At 67.5% G+C, this 16,954-nt stretch carries 9 protein-coding genes; 4 read left to right on the forward strand and 5 right to left on the reverse strand.

What is annotated here, in order from left to right:
• Positions 1 to 79: 79 nt before the first annotated feature.
• Entirely contained in the window at positions 80 to 616 is a 537-nt protein-coding gene (locus ACUXVE_RS10230; RefSeq protein WP_080278370.1) for a hypothetical protein, read from the reverse strand.
• Positions 613 to 3,054: a penicillin-binding protein 1B gene (mrcB, locus tag ACUXVE_RS10235; protein WP_445514342.1), complete on the reverse strand. Its 2,442-nt coding sequence runs from the start codon at positions 3,052 to 3,054 to the stop codon at positions 613 to 615. Before mrcB ends, ACUXVE_RS10230 begins: the two co-directional genes overlap by 4 nt.
• A gap of 95 nt (positions 3,055 to 3,149) precedes the next feature.
• Here mrcB and ACUXVE_RS10240 point away from each other — a divergent pair, with 95 nt between their 5' ends.
• Positions 3,150 to 5,258, forward strand: coding sequence for a glycosyltransferase (locus ACUXVE_RS10240; RefSeq protein WP_093818707.1), 2,109 nt, complete (start codon positions 3,150 to 3,152; stop codon positions 5,256 to 5,258).
• Here the strand turns inward: ACUXVE_RS10240 and ACUXVE_RS10245 are convergent.
• Positions 5,246 to 6,811 carry a hypothetical protein gene (locus ACUXVE_RS10245; protein WP_445514343.1) on the reverse strand — a complete coding sequence of 522 codons (1,566 nt, stop codon included), beginning with the start codon at positions 6,809 to 6,811 and terminating at the stop codon, positions 5,246 to 5,248. The genes ACUXVE_RS10240 and ACUXVE_RS10245 overlap by 13 nt on opposite strands.
• Before the next feature lie 30 nt (positions 6,812 to 6,841).
• A complete protein-coding gene (locus ACUXVE_RS10250) occupies positions 6,842 to 8,998 on the reverse strand; it encodes a bifunctional (p)ppGpp synthetase/guanosine-3',5'-bis(diphosphate) 3'-pyrophosphohydrolase (RefSeq protein WP_222388517.1) in 2,157 nt (718 codons plus the stop codon).
• Positions 8,999 to 9,128: 130 nt separating this feature from the next.
• Here ACUXVE_RS10250 and ACUXVE_RS10255 point away from each other — a divergent pair, with 130 nt between their 5' ends.
• Positions 9,129 to 9,665 carry a hypothetical protein gene (locus ACUXVE_RS10255; protein WP_445514344.1) on the forward strand — a complete coding sequence of 179 codons (537 nt, stop codon included), beginning with the start codon at positions 9,129 to 9,131 and terminating at the stop codon, positions 9,663 to 9,665.
• Between the two features lie 138 nt (positions 9,666 to 9,803).
• Here the strand turns inward: ACUXVE_RS10255 and hrpA are convergent, their stop codons facing one another.
• The gene (gene hrpA / locus ACUXVE_RS10260) at positions 9,804 to 13,889 is read right to left on the reverse strand and encodes an ATP-dependent RNA helicase HrpA (RefSeq protein ID WP_445514345.1); all 4,086 of its coding nucleotides are present in this window, start codon (positions 13,887 to 13,889) and stop codon (positions 9,804 to 9,806) included.
• 86 nt (positions 13,890 to 13,975) lie between these two features.
• On the opposite strand from hrpA, the gene ACUXVE_RS10265 reads away from it, so the two are divergent.
• Together ACUXVE_RS10265 and recQ are read left to right on the forward strand one after the other, a co-directional pair.
• Positions 13,976 to 14,524 carry a Dps family protein gene (locus ACUXVE_RS10265; protein WP_088100980.1) on the forward strand — a complete coding sequence of 183 codons (549 nt, stop codon included), beginning with the start codon at positions 13,976 to 13,978 and terminating at the stop codon, positions 14,522 to 14,524.
• Between the two features lie 578 nt (positions 14,525 to 15,102).
• Positions 15,103 to 16,908 (forward strand): DNA helicase RecQ, encoded by a 1,806-nt coding sequence (gene recQ / locus ACUXVE_RS10270; protein WP_025874645.1) that lies wholly within the window; start codon positions 15,103 to 15,105, stop codon positions 16,906 to 16,908.
• Positions 16,909 to 16,954 lie beyond the last annotated feature (46 nt).

A 16,954-nucleotide genomic window follows, 5' to 3' on the forward strand; every position in this document is an offset into this window, starting at 1 on the left:
CCACCCACCCGGCCCATCACCCGCATCCATCAGTGCGCGCGCGCCGCAGAGGGGGCTGCGCCCGATGGAGTGGAATACCTCAGTACCGCTTGATCCCCGGCACCGTGCAGCCTTCAATCTGCGCGTGCGCGGACACCGCATTCTCCTTCTCGCCCCGCGCCAGGCGCGCCTGCTCGATCGTCGCCCAGTGCCGGCGGCACAACGGCCCCGTCTTCGAGCCAAGGTCCACAGCCTTGCGTGCGAACGTTTCCGCCTCCGCCCACTGGCCCTGCAGCAGCGCCAGTTCCGCGCGTTCCTGCAATACCGACGGATCACCGGCCACGATCTGCAACGCCTGGTCCAGGCTGCCGGCCGCGCCAGCCAGATCATTGGCCTTGCGCTGGCTCAGCGCCGTCTGCCGCAGATCCTCAACCTGGGAATCGCGCAGTGGCTGCACCGACAGTTCCTTGTCATCCGGGCCGGCTGCGGCTTCCACGGCTGCCAGCCGCTGTGCGGGCGTGGTGGTGTCCACCGGCTTGACCACCTGCGGCGCGCTGCTCACGCAGGCCGCCAGGGCCAGGCTGAGGCCACTCAGGACCAAGGGCTGGAACAGCGAACGGATAGTCATCGGCATCATCGGCTTGGAGGAGGAGTCGCTGCAGCAGGTGCTGCGGCAGGTTCGGCGGCGGGTTCGGGCTTACGGTCAAGACCAAACCAGCTGCGCCAGCCGCCGCCTTCGCCTTCCGCACCGTCCTGCGCGTCCGGCAAGGCCGCCGGTGCACACGGTTCATACGCAGGCGCATAGCCCACCACGAACGGGAAGCGGCGGGCACCCGGGCACCCTTCATCGGTGCTGTTGGTTCCCGTGGCCGCAACCGGCTGCCAGTCCAGGCCCTTGTTGCTGACCTTCAACGGCGCCGTCGGCAGGCGCTGGAAGATGCCCGACCACACCCGCATCGCGCCGGTGGCGCCATACAGGCCGGCCTGTTCGTTCTGGTCATTGCCCATCCAGATCACCGCCAGGTGATCGCCGGTGTAACCGGCATACCAGCTGTCGCGGCCATCGTTGGTGGTGCCGGTCTTGCCGGCCGGCTGCAGGCGGCCCAGGCCATCGGCGTTCAAACGCTGCGCGGTACCACTGGCCACCACCTGCTGCAGGCCGATGCTGATCAGGTTGGCGGCAATCGAGTCACCTTCCTGTGCCGGTGCCGGGGTCTTGTCGTAGCGCTTGAGCAGCTTGCCCTGCGGATCAAGGACGCCACGCACCGCGTGCAGCGGCTGGATCTCGCCGCCCGATGCCAGGAACTGGTACAGCTGCGCCATCGCGTACGGGCTCTGGTCGGTCGAGCCGAGGATCACCGCCGGGTTCGCCTCGGCCTTGATGCCGGCCAGCACGTGGATCAGCTGCGTCACCCGTTCCGGGCCGACCTGCATGCCCACCCGTACCGTCGCCTGGTTGTAGGAGTGGGCGAGCGCATCGATCAGGCGCACGGTGCCGTGGCTGCGGTTGTCCGCATTGCCGGGGTTCCAGTTGCGGCCGCGGCCAAGCTGCACCGTCACCGGTGAATCATCGACCCAACTGGCCAGCGAATAGCGGTCCGGCTGCGCCAGTGCCAGCAGGTACACGAATGGCTTGAGCAGCGAGCCGACCGGGCGCTGCGCCTCGATGGCACGGTTGAAGCCGACCTCGGACACGTCGCGGCTGCCGATCACCGCCACCACGTCACCGTTGTGCACGTCGGTCATCACCAGGCCGGCCTGCAGCTCGGGGCGACGCTTGCTTTCCAGCGACTTGATGGTGCGCGTGACCGCACCTTCGGCATAAGCCTGCGCGGACGGCGACATGCCGCTCATCACGCTCAGGCCAGCGCCCTGCAGGGCGGATTCCGGATAGTCGTGGGCAAGCTGGCGACGCACCAGGTCAACGTAGGCCGGGAAACGGTTGGCTGCCACCAGGCCCGGGGTCTTGGGCACGCCCAGCGGCGCTTTCAACGCACGCTGGTACTCGGCATCGTCGATCAGGGTCGCCTCGTGCAGTTTGCCCAGCACGAAGTTGCGACGGTCCAGCGCGCGCTCGGGATTGCGCCGCGGGTCGTAGTAGGACGGCCCCTTGACCAGGCCGATCAGCAGCGCGATCTGCTCGGTTTCCAGCGAGGAGAGATCGCGGCCGAACCAGAACTCGGCACCGGAGGACATGCCGTGGATCGCCTGGCTGCCGCGCTGGCCCAGATACACCTGGTTGAGGTACGCCTCGAAGATGGTGCGCTTGTCATAGCGCGCTTCCATGATCAACGCATACAGCACTTCGTTGAACTTGCGGGTGACGGTCTGTTCCTTGCCGATTCCCAGCAGGCCGCTGCGGGCCAGCTGCTGGGTCAGGGTGGAAGCGCCCTGGCGGCTCTGCCCACCGGAGCGGACAGTCACCCAGACCGCGCGCGCGATGCCGGACAGATCAATGCCGTGATGGCGGTTGAAGTCCTTGTCCTCGACCGCCTGCAGGCCAGTGACCAACAGGTCCGGCGCCTCATTCATGCGGATCAGGCGGCGTTCTTCCTGCTTCTGCCCATACAGCGTGGCAATGCGCGCAGGATCCATGCGGGCCGCCTTCAGCGCCTTGCGGCTGTCGGCGTCCCGCAACGATGCGATGCTGCCACCGGACAGCGACAGCTCGACCCGGCGCGCAGCAACGTGTCCATCGACATCGTTGTAGCCGCGGCTGGAGATGACGAAGCGGCCGCCCTGCACCGCATAGGTTGCCGGATCCTTGCCCTGGCCATCATCGCGATAGGCCGAGGCGGCCAGTTCGGTCTTCAGAGTTGCCGCATCCATCGCCTTGCCGGGCATCAGCACCAGCGGGCGTGCATAGACGCGCGTCGGGATCTGCCAGCGCAGCTCACCGAAGCGTTGCGTCACCTGCTGGTTCAGGTACAGCGTATAGGGGATCAGGAAACCCAATCCCAACGCGACCGCCGCCATGCTCCAGGTGATCAGTCGGCGGCGCCAGAGCGGACCGGCGTCCTGCTGGTCGTCGTCGTCGAAATCGTCGATATCGTCTGAATCGTAGCGTCGGGGCACGGGAATGCGACAATGTAGGGTCTGGCGAGTCTACCCCAGCCGCTGCGGCAGGCGAATTCTCCCGGCCCCCCTGCTTAAGCTGGAGTTGCAACCGGATGGCGATGTCCCTGGCCGAAATCCGCTACCTGATCAATCGCCTGACCGGCTTGGCCCGCCGCAGCCTGGCCAGCCTGCGTACCCGCGGCTGGCGGGCCACCTGGCAGCGGATACGGGTGCACACCCAGCGCGCGGTGCCCGCACCGCGCAAGCCGCTGTACCTGCCACCGGCACAACCGTTCGCTCCCTTTGCGGTGCCCACCAGCGATACCCCGGACGTCAGCATCGTCATTCCGGTCTACAACCACGTCGACCATACCCTGGCCTGCCTGCGCGCCCTGGCCGCGCACCCGCCGTCGGTGGCCTGCGAAATCCTGGTGGTGGACGACGGCAGCAGCGACGCAACGGTGCAGTGGATGCCGCAGATCAGTGGCCTGCGCTACGAAGTGCGCGAGCACAACGGTGGTTTCATCGAGGCCTGCAACGATGGCGTGTCGCGCACGCGCGGCCGCTATGTGGTGCTGCTCAACAACGATACCGTGCCGCAGCCGGGCTGGCTGGAGGCATTGCTGGACACCTTTGCCACCGTCGCCAATGCCGGCCTGGTCGGCAGCCAGCTGCTGTACCCCGACGGCCGCCTGCAGGAATCGGGTGGGGTGATCTTCAGCGATGGCAGCGGCTGGAGCTACGGCCGTTTCGAAGCAGCCGATGATCCGCGCTTCGCCAGCCTGCGCGACGTCGATTACTGCTCCGGCGCCGCGCTGATGCTGCCGCGCGCCCTGTGGCAGCAGCTGGGCGGCTTCGACACCCGCTACAAGCCCGCCTACTACGAAGACACCGACCTGGCCTTCCGCGTGCGTGCGCAGGGCCTGCGGGTACTGGTACAACCGGCCAGCCGGGTGATCCACGATGAAGGCACCAGCAACGGCACCGATACCGGCAGCGGCGTGAAAGCCTACCAGGTACGCAACCAGGGAATTTTCGCAGCCAGATGGGCCGCTGAACTGGCCTCCCATCCGAAGGTCGGCGAGGTACCCTCGCCGGCGCTGCTGCTGCGCGGCCGCCGCCAGGTGCTGATCCTCGATGAGGAAGTACCGCGCCCGGAGCGCGACTCCGGCTCGCTGCGCCAGGTCAACCTGATCCGGCTGCTGCTGCAGGGCGGCGCCCACGTGGTGTTCGTGCCCACCCGGCGCGAACACGGCGGTGTGGCGACCGAAGCCCTGCAGCGGATGGGCGTGGAAGTCTGGTACGCGCCCTTCCTGGACGGTGTCGCAGGCTGGCTGCGCAGCCACGGCACCCGTTTCAACGTGGTGATGATGGTGCGCCATCATGTCGCCAACGAATGCCTGCCGCTGCTTGAACGCTATGCCCCGCAGGCGCGCACCGTGTTCGACACCGTCGACCTGCACTACCTGCGCGAACGCCGGGGTGCGGAAGTGGCTGGCGATGCTGGCCTGCTGCGCAACGCCGAACGCACCCGCGCCAGTGAACTGGCAGTGATGGACCGGTGCGACATCACCGTGCTGGTCAGCGCCGCCGAGCGCGAACAGCTGCAGGCCGATGCGCCCCAGGTCCGGGTGGAACTGATTTCCAACCTGCATGAAGTCGCCGGAACCGGCGCACCGTTCGCACAGCGCCACGACCTGGTGTTCGTCGGCGGCTTCCGCCACCCACCGAACCTGGACGCGATGGAGTGGTTCATCGGCGACGTGTTCCCGCACATCCGCGCAGCATTGCCGCAGGTGCGCCTGCATTGCATCGGTGCCGGCGCACCGGACACGCTGCTTGCCCTGGCTGCTACCCAGCCGGGCGTGGTGATGCATGGCTTCGTCGAAGACATCGTTCCGTACATGGACGGTGCCCGCATCGCCATCGCGCCGCTGCGTTTCGGCGCCGGCGTGAAGGGCAAGATCAACCTGAGCATGGCTCATGGCCAGCCCGTGGTCGGCACCACCTGCGCGGTGGAAGGCATGCACCTGCGCGCCGGCCAGGATGTACTGGTGGCCGACGATGCAACCGGCTTTGCCGATGCGGTGGTCCGCCTGTACCAGGATCCTGTGCTGTGGCAGCAGCTGGCAGCCGCCGGCCTGGCCAACGTGGCCGAGCATTTCTCGCTGGATGCCGCATCGGCAACCGTGCAGCGGGTGTTCTTCGATCAGTCGATGTGACCGCCTGCGTGCCGCAGGCGGTCCTCGAACGCGGGAAGCTCGGCCAGGTCCGGCTGCAACCGCCGCACCTGCTCCACGGCTGAAGCGGCAAACTCCACATCACCGCGACCCAGCCGTTCGCTGCCGATCGCCAGCCAGCGTTGTGCCAGGCGGGCACGCGCATCGGGCAAGCCTGTGGCGGTCGGCGCCAGGGTCTGCCAGGCCTGCAGGCAGGCGCCCGCAGCCTGCACCCGGTTCTGCCGCAGGTTGTCATCAAAACAGGACCGGCTGGCGGGCAGCAGACGCGCTGCCGCTGCCTTGACCCGGCTGTCGCGCGGCGCCAGTGCCTGCGCTTCGCGCAGCGCATCGAAGGCGCTGTGACCGGGAGGGCTGATCCACTGTCCGGCACGCTCGGCGCGGTCGATCTGGCGCAACCGATCACGCAACTGACGCTCACGCTGGGCCGCGCTGATACCCGGCTGCTGCAACGACTGGCGCGCCTGCCGCGCACGCTGCAGGCGCTGTGCCAGCTGCTGCTGCGCTGCCTGCGAGGCACCCATACCTGCCGCCAGCGCAGCGTCCTTGTCGGCCGCCTCGAACTGGAAGTCGTCAGCCCGCTTCTGGCTGCGCGCCAGCAACGCCTGCACGACCTGCTCGCGCCCACGCAGTGCAGTAGGATCATCGGACGTGACCGCCAGCACGGCCTGGAAACTATCCGCAGCCGTCTCGAGCTGCTGCCGTTTTAGCGCACGCTGACCCTGCTGCAGCCGTTGATCGACGGCCTGGGAGAGCGCTTCCTGGCTGGCAGGAAGCTCGGAATGACCTGCATCGAACTGGCGTGCACGCTGCAGGATCACAGCCGCCGTGGCCAATTCGCCGCGCGCGGCCTGTGCACGCGCGTGCTGCAGCAGATCGCTCAATGCGTCCTCGCGCCCCTCCAGTGCAGGCAGGTTGTCCGGCTGCAGTGCCAGCACGCGCTGGAACAACGGCAGCGCGCTGCTGTCGCCGTCGTCCAGCCGCCCCGCTGCAAAGGCATTGCGGGCCTGCGCAAGCAATGCGCCGATGCCAGCGCCGGCGCGACGACGCGCCTGCAGCTGCTGGGCCACCGCATCCGCTTCGGCACGCGGCACCTGCAGCTCACGTGCCAACGCCAGCGCCTGTGCGCAGCCGTCCAGGTCGCCCGCCTGCAACCGCTCACGCGACTGCTGCAACGCTGCCGCGCCGGTGCGGGCCAGGCCCTGTCGCGCCTGCGGGCGGTCGCCATCAAGGGCCAGCACCGCCTGGTAGCGTTCTCGCGCGCCGCTGCCGTCGGCCGCGGTCAGGCGTCCTTCGCTCAGTGCGCGATCGCCCTCGGCCAGCAGCTGTTCTATCTGTGGCTCATCCCAGAACCAGTCCGCCAGCGGTTTGCGCACCAGTACCAGCAGCACGAACACGGCTGCGGCCGCCAGCAGTGCCCAACGCCACACCCGTCGTGCGTGGCGCGCCTGCAGCCACCACCAGCGGCTTTCACGGCGAACGCGATCCAGCGCCGGATGTGCGGCGCCGTGTGAACGATGCGGGGGCTCGCGTTCCATGCGTGCAGGGTAGCCGGGGCAGCGTGAAGCTCAGCCCAGACGACGCGCCTCGCTCACGCCCGGCAACGCATCGAGCTTGCCCAGCAGATTCGACAACTGGCCGTAGTCGCTGACCTTCAACCGCAGGCGCAGATGCGCGCGGCCACTGTTGCGGACGTTGTCGCTGTGGATGTCCAGCACGTAGGCGTCTTCCTGTGCGATCAGGTTGGTGATGTCCTTCAGCAGCCAGCGGCGGTCGACCGCCTCGACCACCACGTCCACTTCATAGCCACCGCCGGCCTGGCCCCATTCCACCGGCAGGATCCGCTGCGGGCTGGTCGCAGCCAGCCGTGCCAGTGCCACGCAGTCTGCACGATGTACGGTGACACCACGGCTACGGGTCAGGTAGCCGACGATCGGTTCGCCCGCCACCGGCTGGCAGCAGCGCGCCAGCTGCACCAGCAGATTGCCCACGCCCTGTACGGTGAACTTGGACTTGCCCAGGTTCTCGCGGCGCGCGGTCGGCCGCGGCAAGGCCGACGTCGGCGCCGGCTGGCTGGCCGCACGCTCGGCCTCCAGCAGCGAACGGCTGACCTGGTTGGGGCCTGTATCGCCCAGGGCGACCTGGATGTACAGGTCGTCGACGCTGTCGGCGTGGAACTTCTTCGCCGCCGCGGACAGGTCAGAATGCTGCAGGCCCAGTCGCTTCAGTTCGCGCTCCAGCAGCTCGCGCCCCGCTTGCACGTTGCGCGCACGGTCCAGCTTGTGGAACCAGCTGCGGACCTTCTCACGCGAGCGGTTGCTGGCCAGGAAGCCGTTGGCCGGCATCAGCCAGTCGCGGCGCGGGTCGGCCTCCTTGCCGGTGAGGATCTCGACGCGATCCCCGCTGCGCAGGCGGTAGGTCAACGGCACGATGCGGCCGTTGACCTTGGCCCCACGGCAGCGGTGCCCGACCATGGTGTGCACCTGGTAGGCAAAATCCAGCGGCGTTGCGCCCTGCGGCAGGTCCAGCACTTCGTCCTTCGGGGTCAGCGCGTAGACACGGTCTTCGGTCAGCTCGGCATCAAGCGCTCCGGCCAGTTCATTGCCCTGCCCGTCCTGCGCCTGCTCCAGCAGCTGCCGCATCCAGGTGATCTTGCGATCGAACGACTTCTCCGCGCCCTTGCCGCCTTCTTTGTACTTCCAGTGCGCGGCCACGCCCAGCTCGGCCTGCGCGTGCATGTCGTGGGTGCGGATCTGCACTTCGATGGTGCGCCCTTCCGGGCCAACCACCGCCGTGTGCAGCGAGCGGTAATCGTTGGCCTTGGGCCGGGCGATGTAATCGTCGAACTCGCTCGGCACCGGCGCCCACAGCGCATGCACCACGCCGAGCGCGGCGTAGCAGGCGGCGACGTCGTCGACCATCACCCGTACCGCACGGATGTCATACAACTGGTCGAAGGCCAGGCGCTTCTTCTGCATTTTCCGCCAGATGCTGTAGATGTGCTTGGGCCGGCCACTGACCTCGGCGCGGATGCCCTGCACGCCCAGTTCGCGCGACAGCACCTTCTTCACATTTTCGACGTAGCGCTCGCGGGCGATGCGGGTCTCGTCGACCTCGCGCGCGATGCGCCGGTAGGTGTCCGGCTCCAGGTGACGGAAGGCCAGGTCTTCCAGTTCCCACTTCAACTGCCAGATGCCGAGCCGGTTGGCCAGCGGCGCATGGATGTCGCGGGTCAACTGGGCCAGCGCGCGGCGCTGCTCCTCATCGAGCTTGTCGGCCGCGCGCATGCGCGCCAGCTGCCGGGCCAGCAGGATCGGCACCACCCGCAGGTCGCGAATGATCGCCAGCAGCAACCGGCGCAGGCCTTCGCTGTTGCGGCCGGCCTCGCGACCGGCATGCAGTGCCCAGACGGGATCGGCCGCATCCTGGCCATCGAGCAGGCCGATCACCGCCGCTTTGTGGCTGCCCAGCGGCAACGCGTCGAGGTGGACGCGCAGGCCCGGCAGATCGAACAGCAGGGCCGCCACCACAGCGCCCTCGTCTGCCGAGAGCATTGCCAGCGCGTCCAGGGTATCGCCCAGCACCGACCAGCTGGCACGCATCTGCGGGTCGCAGTCCGGCGCTTCCCAATGCCCGCGCAGGGCCTGGCGCAGCGGAGCCGGCAGCACGGCTGCCGAGGGACGGTTCAACAAGGCATCCAGGCCGGGGACGGAAGCGCGGTTCACAGCATCGAGCAGGCAAGACAGAAGCCCCTACACTAGCGCCGCAGCCGTTCAGGAACAATCGCCGCGGCCACCATCGCCGGGAATGTGGACATGCCGCTACACTCGCCGACATCCACCGGAGAGTTCCGCCATGCCTTCGATCACCCTGCCTTTCCGCCCTCGCCTGCTGGCCTGTGCCGCCGTGCTGATGTCCCTGTCGGCGCCTGCGCTGGCCCAGCGCGTGGTGCAGGGTGACCTGCAGCAGCAGATGTCACCGGCCGAATTCAAGGCCGCAGGCCTGGACAAGCTCAATGCCGCCGAGCTGGCCACGCTGAACCGCTGGCTGCAGGGCAAGGTTGAAGCCGCCACCACCGAGGCCGTCGCTGCGGTGCGCGAAGAAGCGCGCGAGGAAGGCCGCCAGGAAGTGATCGTGAAGAACCGCGGCTTCTTCGACTTCGGCAGCAACGAGCCGATCAGCGGCGTGCTGCAGGGCGAGTTCCGCGGTTTCGGCAAGGGCCGGATCTACGTGCTGGACAATGGCCAGCAGTGGGAACAGACCGATGCCACCTCGATTTCCGGCGTACGCAAGCAGTCGCCGAAGGTCAGCATCAGCCCCGGAGTGATGGGCGTGTGGTACCTGAAGGTCGAAGGCGTGAACACCCAGCCCAAGGTGCGCCGCACCAAGTAACGACGCTGTCAGGCGGTCGCGCCGATTTCTCGCTCGGCAGAAACCCGCCGTGCGATGACCCGCAGTAGATCCACGCCATGCGTGGATGCCATTCCGCTTGACCCCGCCGACGAGTGCCCGGCGGGGCCAGCCCAGGGATTACGAGACCTGGCGCAGTGCGGTCACCCGCTGCGCCAGCTTCTTCGCCGAAACGCCGGTGCGTGCGCCCAGCTCCTGGGCGAACAACGAAACCCTCAGCTCTTCCAGATCCCAGCGCAAGGCCTGCCACTGCGGCCGCTCGCGCAGGCCCTGCTGCTCGCCCACCTGCAGTGCCTCCAGGAACGGGTGCAGTTCCAGCATGCGCGCCTGGTCACGTGGGGGATCGCGCTTGGCGCGTTCGGTGCGCAGGATCATCGCTTTCAGGTAACGCGGGTACTGCGCCAGGGCATCGGCCGGCGTGTCGCGCAGGAAGCCGGGATGGATCAGCCCAACCAGCTGCGCTTCCATGTCGTCCAGATTGCCGCGCGCCCAGCCCATCAACGGTGCTTCCAGCATCGGTTTCAATTCGGCCACCAGGGCGAGGATCGTCTCGGCCAGCTTCAACCGCTGCATGGCCTCGCCGAACAGCGTTTTTGCGGCGTGCTCGCGACGCTGCTCGAACGCCGCCGCATCGCGGATGTCGCCCAGGCCGTCGGCCAGCACGGCATTGAGCGCCGCATCGACCAGATCGCCACGCAGGCGTTCCTGGGTTTCGATCGAGGCGTACAGCAGCCCGGTCTTCGCCGCTACCGGCAACTGCTTGCGTGCCTGCTTGATCTTCTCGCCCAGGCCGATCTCCAGCAGTCGACGCACGCCCAGCGGGTGCGCTTCCTCGGCCTGCTGGCGATCAGCAAAGATGCGCAGTGCAACGCTGTCACCCTCATCCAGCAGCGCGGGATAGGCCGGCACGCCGGCTTCGCCCGGCACCTGCAGCGGAATCGGCGTGGCCGGGAACGAGCGCAGGCCATCGGCCGCCATCTCGCGCCCGGCACGTGCGGCGAAGGCATCGCCGGCACGGCCACCGAACTTCGCACGCAGCACATCGAGGTCGCGCGAGGTTGCCAGCACCTTGCCCTGCTCGTCGCGCAGGCGCAGGTTCATGTGCAGGTGCGGTTCGATTGAACCGGGCTCGAAATCGGTAGCGGCCACGGTTGCCCCGGTTGCACGGGACAGGAAACGCGCCAGCTCGCCGGTGATTGCGTCCGCGCTGGGCTGCGGGAAGGCCTCGTAGAACGCGCGCGCGAAATCCGGTGCCGGCACGTAGTTGCGCCGCATCGCCTTGGGCAGGCTGCGGATCAAGGCCGCCGCCTTGTCGGCAACGAAACCCGGCGCCAGCCACCCCAACTGCACTGCATCCAGTGCATTGAGCAGATGCAGCGGCACGTCCAGGGTCACGCCGTCATCGTCGGCCCCCGGTTCGAAGCGGTAGTGCAGCGGCAACCGCGCCTGGCCCAGCACCAGGTACTTCGGGTAGCGCTCCTGCTCGCTGCCTTCGCCCGGCAGCAGATCCATCAACGACCAGTGCAAGCCCTTGCGCTGTTCCGGCGGCAGCGCCTTCCACCACACATCCAGCCCGGACGCGGAATGAATCTGCGGCGGCACCCGGTCCAGGTACCAGCGTGCCTGCCAATCCTCGTCGGCAACAATGCCGGCACGGCGCAGCTTGGCTTCTTCCTCGCGCGCCTGCTCCAGCACCTTCTTGTTGTCGGCCACGAAGCTGGCGCGGGTGTTGATCTCACCGGTCACCAGTGCCTGCCGCACGAAGATGTCATGCGCCTCGCCGGCGTTGATGCGGCCGTAATGCACCGGTTTTTTCGGTGCCAGCACCAGCCCGAACAGGCTGATCTGCTCGGAGGCCAGCACCTGGCCCTGCGCACGCGACCAATGCGGGTCGAAGTGCTTGCGCAGCAGCAGGTGCGGCAGTTCGGCAATCACCCAGTCCGGCTCGATCGCCGCCAGGGTCATGCCCCACACCTTCTGCGTATCCAGCAGGTTGGCGGCCAGCAGCCACGGTGGCGGCCGCTTGGACAGCGTCGAACCGGGGAACGGCAGGAAACGGCGTTGGCGCGGCGCCTGGAAATCACCCTTCTCGCTGCGATGGCCGATCTGCGTGGGCAGGCCCGCCACCAACGCCCGATGCAGGGTCTGGTAAGCCGTGGCGCGAACGCGTTCGCTGTAACCACCGCCGTCGGGCGCCTGGTCCTTCTGCGCACGGGCGGCGACCGGCGCGGGCGCCGTTTCGGCCTTGCCCTCGCGGGCCAGGCGCGCGGCACGGTGCAGCTGGCCACGGGTCGCCTTCACCGCAGCAGCGTCATCGCGCGCCGGAGCCGGCGCACTGCTGCCGGCCAGCAGCGGTGCCATCGATGCCTCGTTGGCCTCTTCCTTCCAGCCCAGTTCCTCGCACAGCAGGCGCAGCTGCCGATGCAGCTCGCGCCATTCGCGCATGCGCAGGAAGCCGAGGAAGTGGCGGCCGCACCAGTCGCGCAGCTTGGACTGGGTCAGATCCTCATGGGACTGGCGATAGGCGTCCCACAGGCGCAGCACACCGACGAACTCGGAGCGGCCATCGGCGAACTGCGCGTGTGCGTTGTCGGCGGCGCCACGCGCCTCGGGCGGCCGCTCGCGCGGATCCTGGATGCCCAGGAACGAGGCGATCACCAGCATCGGTCGCAGGCAGCCTGCCGCCTGCGCCGCCACCAGCATGCGCGCCAGCTTCACGTCCACCGGCAGGCGCGCCATCTGCTTGCCGATCGCGGTCAGGTGGCGCTGGCTGTCGATCGCCCCCAGCTCGGTCAGATGCTGCCAACCGTCAGCGACGGCCCGCTCATCCGGCGCCTCAAGGAACGGGAAATCCTCGATGCGGCCCAGGCCAAGCTGCAGCATGCGCAGAATCACCCCGGCCAGGCTGGAACGACGGATTTCCGGATCGGTGAACTCCGCCCGCGCCTGGAAATCGGCCTCGGCATACAGGCGATAGCAGATGCCCTCGGCCACGCGGCCACAGCGGCCCTTGCGCTGGTTGGCACTGGCCTGCGAGATCGGCTCGATGTGCAGCCGGTCCAGCTTGTTGCGCGGGCTGTAACGCTTGACGCGGGCGAAACCGGGGTCGACCACATAGCGGATGCGCGGCACCGTCAACGAGGTCTCGGCCACGTTGGTGGCCAGCACGATGCGTCGGTTCGGGCCGGGGTTGAACACCCGGTCCTGGTCCTGGTTGGACAGCCGCGCGTACAGCGGCAGCACTTCGGTATTGCGGTACTTGCGCCGCTCCAGTGACTGGTGTGCATCGCGGATCTCACGCTCGCCCGGCAGGAAGATCAGCACGTCGCCACGGGAATCCAGGCGGGTGATTTCGTCGATGGCCGCAACGATCGCATCGTTGACCGTGCGTTCGCCCTGGTCTTCGCCCTCGCCTTCCAGCGCGCGATAGCGCACCTCGACCGGATAGGTACGGCCTTCGACGCTGATTACCGGGGCATTGTCAAAATGCTGGGCGAAGCGCTCGGTATCGATGGTCGCCGAAGTGACGATCAGCTTCAGGTCCGGGCGCTTGCGCAGCAGCTGCTTGAGATAGCCAAGCAGGAAGTCGATGTTGAGGCTGCGTTCGTGCGCTTCGTCGACGATGATCGTGTCGTAGTTCGACAGCCAGCGATCACTGGCGATCTCGGCCAGCAGGATGCCGTCGGTCATGAACTTGATGCGGGTGTCTTCGCCGACCTTGTCGTTGAAGCGCACCTGGTAGCCCACCAGTTGGCCCAGCTCGCTCTGCAGTTCCTGCGCGACACGGCTGGCCACCGCACGTGCGGCGATCCGGCGCGGCTGCGTGCAACCGATCATGCCGGCCTGGCCACGGCCGGCGGCCAGGCACAGCTTCGGCAGCTGCGTGGTCTTGCCCGAGCCGGTTTCACCGGCGATCACCACCACCTGATGGTCGCGGATCAACTGGGTGATGGTCTCGGCTTCACGCGCAATCGGCAGCTGTGGGTCCAGAGTAATGGCCGGCTGTTGTTGCGCCCGCGCCTGCCGGCGCTGCACCGAAACCTGCAAGGCCTGCTCGAAACTGGCGGCCAACGCCGCATCCTGTGGCTTGGCCTGGCAACGCGAGAGCATTCCCAGCAATCGTCCACGGTCGCGGCTCATGGCGCCGTCGATGGCGGCACGCTGTTGGCGCTGGCGGGACTGCGGCATTTTGTCGATAGCGTTCATCAATCGGTTCGTTTAAAACGTTGAATGCGACCAGTCATCACGACTGATTTATTGTGAAGGCCAACGATTCCACAAGGAGGAACCCCATGGCGAAGACCAAGAGCACGACCAAGCCCAAGACCGGCAAGCAGAAGCTTGCGGCTTCCGCGCCGTCGGCCCCCAACATCGATATCGGGATCACCCAGGGCGACCGCAAGAAGATCGCCGACGGATTGGCGCGGTTCCAGGCCGATGCGTTCACGCTTTATCTGAAGACCCACAACTTCCACTGGAATGTCACCGGGTCGATGTTCAACTCGCTGCACACCATGTTCGAGACGCAGTACACCGAGCAGTGGGCGGCACTGGACGACGTGGCCGAGCGCATCCGCGCACTGGGCTTCAATGCCCCGGGCTCCTACCGGGAATTTGCTGCGCTGACCTCGATCGTCGAGGAGCCGGGCCTGACCGACAGTGCGGACTGGCGTGAAATGGTACGCCAGTTGGTGGTCGCCAACGAAGCGGTATGCCGTACGGCACGTGAAGTGCTGGATGTGGCTGCCAAGGGCGACGATGCTCCGACCGAGGATCTGATGACCCAGCGCCTGCAGACCCACGAGAAATACGCGTGGATGCTGCGCTCGCTGCTCCAGTAAGGGTTGAGGGTGGTTCGGCAGGGCTGCGCCCTGCACCTGCAGAGACTTTGAAGCCAAGGCCAGAGCCAGAGCAAAAGCTGACTTCCTGTGGGTAGCGGGGTGGGTCCGGTTGCGGGGGACGCCGTGAATACGTCCCTGTAGGCTCGGTCGCGCCATCCATGGCGCTCACGCCCCCGCAACCGGACCCACCCCGCCTTCGACAAACCTCCGCGATCTGCCGGGCCAGCTCTTGGGGTCGGATCCGTTTTCCGCAGGAAAACGGATCCGACCCCATTTTATTTGTCGATATCTGACAGATTTCATCCACGCATGGCGTGGATCTACCAACCGTCACCGGAAATCTGTCGGGGGCGGGGCGGTGTGGGCTTGCAGGACCGTTGGCGCCATGGATGGCGCCATCGAGCCCCCATGGACGGGTTTACGGCGTGTCCTGCAAGCCCACACCGCCCCGCCAAACCACGGATCACCCCAGAGCCTGCTGTTGCTGCTGCTGTTGCCAGGGTTGCCGGCCAGCGGCCGGCACTACAGCAGGTGCCGGGTGCAACCCGGCCGAACCCCTGCCGGGGTAAACTAGCTGGATGGCTTCCCGTCCTGCGCACGACCTGCTCCGCCGCGTCTTTGGTTACGACGATTTCCGTGGTCCGCAGCAGGACATCGTGGAGCATGTGGCTGCCGGTCACGATGCCCTGGTGCTGATGCCTACCGGCGGCGGCAAATCACTGTGCTACCAGGTGCCCGCCCTGCTGCGTGACGGCTGTGGCATCGTCATCTCGCCGCTGATCGCGCTGATGCAGGACCAGGTCGAAGCCCTGCGCCAGCTCGGCGTGCGCGCCGAATTCCTGAACTCGACCCTGGACGCCGAAACGGCCGGCCGGGTCGAACGCGAACTGCTCGCCGGTGAGCTCGACATGCTCTATGTCGCTCCCGAACGCCTGCTGACCGGCCGCTTCCTGTCGCTGCTGTCGCGCAGCCGGATCGCCCTGTTCGCCATCGACGAAGCCCATTGCGTGTCGCAATGGGGCCACGACTTCCGCCCCGAATACCGGCAGCTGACCGTCCTGCACGAGCGCTGGCCGGAGATTCCGCGGATCGCCCTGACCGCCACCGCCGACCCGCCCACCCAGCGCGAGATCGCCGAGCGCCTGGACCTGGCCGAAGCACGTCACTTCGTCAGCTCCTTCGACCGCCCCAACATCCGCTACACCGTGGTGCAGAAGGACAACGCCCGCAAGCAGCTGAGCGATTTCCTGCGCAGCCATCGCAGCGAGGCCGGCATCGTCTACTGCATGTCACGGCGCAAGGTGGAGGAAACCGCCGAGTTCCTGTGCACGCAGGGGTTCAATGCCCTGCCCTACCACGCCGGCCTGCCCGCGGAAGTGCGTGCCAACAACCAGCGCCGTTTCCTGCGCGAGGACGGCATCGTCATGTGCGCGACCATCGCCTTCGGCATGGGCATCGACAAGCCGGACGTACGCTTCGTCGCCCATACCGACCTGCCCAAGTCGATGGAAGGCTACTACCAGGAAACCGGCCGCGCCGGTCGCGATGGCGAAGCCGCCGAGGCCTGGCTCTGCTACGGCCTGGGCGATGTGGTGCTGCTCAAGCAGATGATCGAGCAGTCCGAGGCCAGCGAGGAGCGCAAGCAGCTGGAGCGGTCCAAGCTCGACCACCTGCTGGGGTACTGCGAATCGATGCAGTGCCGCCGGCAGGTGCTGCTGGCCGGTTTCGGCGAGACCTATCCCAAGCCCTGCGGCAATTGCGACAACTGCCTGACCCCGCCGGCGGCCTGGGATGCCACCATCCCCGCGCAGAAGGCGTTGAGCTGTGTATACCGCAGTGGCCAGCGCTTCGGCGTCGGACACCTGATCGACGTCCTGCGCGGCAGCGAGAACGAGAAGGTCAAGCAGCAGGGCCACGACAAGCTGAGCACCTACGCCATCGGCCGCGACCTGGACGCGCGTACCTGGCGCAGCGTGTTCCGCCAGCTGGTGGCCGCCAGCCTGCTGGAAGTGGACAGCGAGGGCCACGGTGGCCTGCGCCTGACCGATGCCAGCCGCGATGTGCTGACCGGTCGCCGCCAGATCAGCATGCGCCGCGATGCGGTCAGTGCCAGCGCCGGGCGCGAACGCAGCGCGCAACGCACCGGCCTGTCGGTGCTGCCGCAGGACCTGGCCCTGTTCAATGCGCTGCGCGGCCTGCGCGCCGAGCTGGCGCGCGAGCAGAACGTGCCGGCCTTCGTGATCTTCCACGACAGCACCCTGCGCAACATCGCCGAACAGCGCCCGACCTCGCTGGACGAGCTGGCCCGGGTCGGTGGCATCGGCGGCACCAAGCTCAGCCGCTATGGCCCGAGGTTGGTCGAGATCGTGCGCGAAGAGGGGTGACCCCGGTAGCGCCAGGCCATGCCCGGCGGCCCGCATATCGACCGCG

The sequence above is a fragment of the Stenotrophomonas sp. 3(2025) genome (assembly GCF_052665395.1).

Bases quoted from the DNA above. Each gene is read 5' to 3' on its own strand.
- ACUXVE_RS10230 (WP_080278370.1), bottom strand. From the start codon at position 616: ATGATGCCGATGACTATCCGTTCGCTGTTCCAGCCCTTGGTCCTGAGT.
- ACUXVE_RS10240 (WP_093818707.1), top strand. From the start codon at position 3,150: ATGGCGATGTCCCTGGCCGAAATCCGCTACCTGATCAATCGCCTGACC.
- ACUXVE_RS10245 (WP_445514343.1), bottom strand. From the start codon at position 6,811: ATGGAACGCGAGCCCCCGCATCGTTCACACGGCGCCGCACATCCGGCG.
- ACUXVE_RS10255 (WP_445514344.1), top strand. From the start codon at position 9,129: ATGCCTTCGATCACCCTGCCTTTCCGCCCTCGCCTGCTGGCCTGTGCC.
- hrpA (WP_445514345.1), bottom strand. From the start codon at position 13,889: ATGAACGCTATCGACAAAATGCCGCAGTCCCGCCAGCGCCAACAGCGT.
- ACUXVE_RS10265 (WP_088100980.1), top strand. From the start codon at position 13,976: ATGGCGAAGACCAAGAGCACGACCAAGCCCAAGACCGGCAAGCAGAAG.
- recQ (WP_025874645.1), top strand. From the start codon at position 15,103: ATGGCTTCCCGTCCTGCGCACGACCTGCTCCGCCGCGTCTTTGGTTAC.